The 3,763-nt window shown below is 55.0% G+C and carries 1 protein-coding gene and 2 rRNA genes; all 3 read right to left on the bottom strand.

The window, feature by feature from the left end:
* Nucleotide 1: 1 nt before the first annotated feature.
* A 5S ribosomal RNA gene (gene rrf, locus AB0N24_RS27330) occupies nucleotides 2–118 on the bottom strand.
* Between the two features lie 215 nt (nucleotides 119–333).
* A 23S ribosomal RNA gene (locus AB0N24_RS27325) occupies nucleotides 334–3,483 on the bottom strand.
* An 82-nt stretch (nucleotides 3,484–3,565) separates the two neighbouring features.
* A partial coding sequence (locus tag AB0N24_RS27320) for a hypothetical protein (RefSeq protein WP_364131691.1) occupies nucleotides 3,566–3,763 on the bottom strand: 198 nt, incomplete at its 5' end.

The following is a 3,763-nucleotide window of genomic DNA, read 5'->3' as shown; positions in this document are numbered from 1 at the left end:
TGTCCGGCGGTGACCTACTCTCCCACACCCTCCCGGGTGCAGTACCATCGGCGCTGTGGGTCTTAGCTTCCGGGTTCGGAATGGGACCGGGCGTTTCCCCCACGCTATGACCGCCGTAACCCTTCTACCCGGACCCCCGGCATGGCAGGGGGTTGGGAAATTTTGTGGTTACAACATTAGTGGTGTTGTTATTTTGTTGTGGTTTTGTTCCCTGCAACGAAAACCGTGTGACGGGTTTGTTGTTTGGGAACCACATAGTGGACGCAAGCAGTCTTGTTTCTTTTTACCACCCCTGGGTGCGAACCCCTTTTGAACGGGTTCGCGGGGTGGTGTGTGGTGTAAGTTATCGGCCTATTAGTACCGGTCAGCTTCACGAGTCGTTAGTCCTCGCTTCCACATCCGGCCTATCAACCCAGTGGTCTGGCTGGGGGCCTCTCACACACAAGGTGTATGGAAATCTCATCTCGAAGCGAGCTTCCCGCTTAGATGCTTTCAGCGGTTATCCCATCCGAACGTAGCTAATCAGCGGTGCACTTGGCAGTACAACTGACACACCAGAGGTTCGTCCGTCCCGGTCCTCTCGTACTAAGGACAGCCCTTCTCAAATTTCCTGCGCGCGCAGCGGATAGGGACCGAACTGTCTCACGACGTTCTAAACCCAGCTCGCGTACCGCTTTAATGGGCGAACAGCCCAACCCTTGGGACCTACTCCAGCCCCAGGATGCGACGAGCCGACATCGAGGTGCCAAACCATGCCGTCGATATGGACTCTTGGGCAAGATCAGCCTGTTATCCCCGAGGTACCTTTTATCCGTTGAGCGACGGCCATTCCACAATGTACCGCCGGATCACTAGTCCCGACTTTCGTCCCTGCTCGAGATGTCTCTCTCACAGTCAAGCTCCCTTGTGCACTTACACTCGACACCTGATTGCCAACCAGGCTGAGGGAACCTTTGGGCGCCTCCGTTACTTTTTAGGAGGCAACCGCCCCAGTTAAACTACCCATCAGGCACTGTCCCTGACCCGGATTACGGGCCGAAGTTAGATGTCCAAAGTGACCAGAGTGGTATTTCAACGATGACTCCACCCGAACTGGCGTCCGGGCTTCAACGTCTCCCACCTATCCTACACAAGCCACTCCGAACACCAATACCAAACTATAGTAAAGGTCTCGGGGTCTTTCCGTCCTGCTGCGCGTAACGAGCATCTTTACTCGTACTGCAATTTCGCCGAGTTTATGGTTGAGACAGCGGGGAAGTCGTTACTCCATTCGTGCAGGTCGGAACTTACCCGACAAGGAATTTCGCTACCTTAGGATGGTTATAGTTACCACCGCCGTTTACTGGGGCTTAAATTCTCAGCTTCGCCTTGCGGCTAACCGGTCCTCTTAACCTTCCAGCACCGGGCAGGAGTCAGTCCGTATACATCGTCTTGCGACTTCGCACGGACCTGTGTTTTTAGTAAACAGTCGCTTCCCCCTGGTCTCTGCGGCCCCGATCCCCTCCGGACAGCGTGTGTCCATCAAGGTTGGGGCCCCCCTTCTCCCGAAGTTACGGGGGCATTTTGCCGAGTTCCTTAACCATAATTCTCTCGATCGCCTTAGTATTCTCTACCTGATCACCTGTGTCGGTTTGGGGTACGGGCGGCTAAAACCTCGCGTCGATGCTTTTCTAGGCAGCATAGGATCACCGAATCCCCCCATACGGGGGTCCCGTCAGGTCTCAGGCATCATGAACGGCGGATTTGCCTACCGTTCGCCCTACATCCTTGGACCGGGACAACCATCGCCCGGCTCGGCTACCTTCCTGCGTCACACCTGTTAATACGCTTACCTCCCAGGATCAGGTCCCGCGCTCCACCAAAACCCTTCACCCACAAGGGGTGTCGGGCAGGTCTCGGGCGGTTAGTATCCCCTGTTCAGCATGGGCGGTTTTTCGCCGGTACGGGAATATCAACCCGTTGTCCATCGACTACGCCTGTCGGCCTCGCCTTAGGTCCCGACTTACCCAGGGCAGATTAGCTTGACCCTGGAACCCTTGATCATTCGGCGGACGGGTTTCTCACCCGTCTTTCGCTACTCATGCCTGCATTCTCACTCGTGTAGGCTCCACCGCTGGTTTACACCGCGACTTCACTGCCCACACGACGCTCCCCTACCACTCCACACTCCTGAACCAACCCCACAAAGGGAGCGGCTTGGATAAAATGTGAAATCCACAACTTCGGCGGTGTACTTGAGCCCCGCTACATTGTCGGCGCGGAATCACTTGACCAGTGAGCTATTACGCACTCTTTTAAGGATGGCTGCTTCTAAGCCAACCTCCTGGTTGTCTTCGCAACTCCACATCCTTTCCCACTTAGCACACGCTTAGGGGCCTTAGTTGGTGGTCTGGGCTGTTTCCCTCTCGACTATGAAGCTTATCCCCCACAGTCTCACTGCTGCGCTCTCACTTACCGGCATTCGGAGTTTGGCTGACGTCAGTAACCTTGTAGGGCCCATTAGCCATCCAGTAGCTCTACCTCCGGTAAGAAACACGCAACGCTGCACCTAAATGCATTTCGGGGAGAACCAGCTATCACGAAGTTTGATTGGCCTTTCACCCCTACCCACAGCTCATCCCCTCCATTTTCAACTGAAGTGGGTTCGGTCCTCCACGACGTCTTACCGTCGCTTCAACCTGGCCATGGGTAGATCACTTCGCTTCGGGTCTAGATCACGCCACTGCAACGCCCTATTCAGACTCGCTTTCGCTACGGCTGCCCCACACGGGTTAACCTCGCGACGTAACACTAACTCGCAGGCTCATTCTTCAAAAGGCACGCCGTCACAGCTACTTGTGATAAATCACGGCTGCTCCGACGGATTGTAAGCACACGGTTTCAGGTACTGTTTCACTCCCCTCCCGGGGTACTTTTCACCTTTCCCTCACGGTACTGGTCCGCTATCGGTCATTAGGGAGTATTTAGGCTTATCAGGTGGTCCTGACAGATTCGCACGGGATTTCTCGGGCCCCGTGCTACTTGGGATACTTCACCGGGCGGTACACAACATTTCAGTTACGGGGCTCACACCCTCTCTGGCCGGCCTTTCAAGACCGTTCACCTATGCCTGTACTACTCACCCCACTGCCCCGGCAGAGACAGAACGGGAAGTCCCACAACCCCGACCATGCAACGCCCGCCGGCTATCACACATGGAACGGTTTAGCCTGATCCGCGTTCGCTCGCCACTACTAACGGAATCACTATTGTTTTCTCTTCCTGCGGGTACTGAGATGTTTCACTTCCCCGCGTTCCCTCCACGCACCCTATGTGTTCAGATGCGGGTCACCAGGCAGCTCGCGCCCCTGGCGGGGTTTCCCCATTCGGACACCCTGGGATCACAGTCCGGTTATCGACTCCCCCAGGCTTATCGCAGATTCCTACGTCCTTCTTCGGCTCCTAATGCCAAGGCATCCACCGTGTGCTCTTAAAAACTTGACCACAAAAGATCAAAAACGCTAATTTTCGAGAGAACCACAGAAACCACTGCTCCACCCCGAAGGACAGAACAACAGATCCAGGTTCATATTCTTGGAAATTGCTTCTTATAAAAGATGCTCGCGTCCACTATGTAGTTCTCAAACAACAACCCCGTACCACACACCCCACACACACAAACGTGCATGCTCGGTGCAGCCAGGAAACCAGAAACAAACAAAACCCACACCACCACCAAAGCCTCCCCGTAAGGAAACCCGGCCATGCCATGGTCCTGTTGCCT

The sequence above is a fragment of the Arthrobacter sp. NPDC093128 genome (genome assembly GCF_040683875.1).
In the GTDB taxonomy this organism is placed as follows: Bacteria; Actinomycetota; Actinomycetes; order Actinomycetales; family Micrococcaceae; genus Arthrobacter.
Note: the sequence above shows the minus strand (reverse complement) of the source record. Positions and strands in the feature narration are given on the sequence as shown.